This is a genomic window from Variovorax multivorans (assembly GCF_051216835.1).
In the GTDB taxonomy this organism is placed as follows: domain Bacteria; phylum Pseudomonadota; class Gammaproteobacteria; order Burkholderiales; family Burkholderiaceae_C; genus Variovorax.
On sequence record NZ_JBPJZL010000034.1, the window covers coordinates 1 to 1139 of the forward strand.

A 1139-nucleotide genomic window follows, 5' to 3' on the forward strand; every position below is an offset into this window, starting at 1 on the left:
CCCCAAATCTGTCATATACTCGTGGGCTTCGCTGATGAATGCCACTGGTGTTCGAGGCAGTTGGTGCTTCTTCTGGGGCGTTGATTGTTGGCGGTGAAGAAAGTCTTCGAAAGTTGACGCGGTTTGAAAAAACGGTGCATAATCGAAGGCTTCGCTGAAACGGTTTCAGCGGCTTGCGACGGAAGTTGCGGGTTGCGAAAAGAGGCTGGTTGAAGGTGAAGAAAGAGTTGAAAAGTTTGGTTGGACTTTAAAAGTCGTGCTAGACTGCAAGGCTCCGCTGAAACGGCTTCAGCAGCTTGCAACGAAGGTTGCGGGATGCGAATAAAGAAGGTGTTGAAAGCGAAAAAAGTTTGACGATTCTTTAAAAATCGTGATAGACTACAAGGCTTCGCTGATCGCAGCAAAGCAAACGAAGTCAACGCAGAGTTGCTTCGAGGTTCGTTAAAAATCTACAGCCGATAAGCGTGGGCGTTTGAAGGTAATTGCGTAAGTTCTTCGGAACAAGTCGCAAGACTTAAAAACGCTCATGAGAATAGAAGTGAAGTTCACTTCAATTTCTTTTTTTATGAGTTTTGCCTCATCGCGAGATGGGGCGCAAATCAAGATCGAACTATAGAGTTTGATCCTGGCTCAGATTGAACGCTGGCGGCATGCCTTACACATGCAAGTCGAACGGCAGCGCGGGAGCAATCCTGGCGGCGAGTGGCGAACGGGTGAGTAATACATCGGAACGTGCCCAATCGTGGGGGATAACGCAGCGAAAGCTGTGCTAATACCGCATACGATCTACGGATGAAAGCAGGGGATCGCAAGACCTTGCGCGAATGGAGCGGCCGATGGCAGATTAGGTAGTTGGTGAGGTAAAGGCTCACCAAGCCTTCGATCTGTAGCTGGTCTGAGAGGACGACCAGCCACACTGGGACTGAGACACGGCCCAGACTCCTACGGGAGGCAGCAGTGGGGAATTTTGGACAATGGGCGAAAGCCTGATCCAGCCATGCCGCGTGCAGGATGAAGGCCTTCGGGTTGTAAACTGCTTTTGTACGGAACGAAACGGCCTTTTCTAATAAAGAGGGCTAATGACGGTACCGTAAGAATAAGCACCGGCTAACTACGTGCCAGCAGCCGCGGTAATACGT

General features: G+C 50.3%; 1 rRNA gene (running past one end of the window). It reads left to right on the forward strand.

Annotation, left to right across the window (positions count from 1 at the left end):
- Positions 1-607: 607 nt before the first annotated feature.
- A 16S ribosomal RNA gene (locus ACSFCA_RS36220) occupies positions 608-1139 on the forward strand (it continues 1102 nt past the right edge of the window).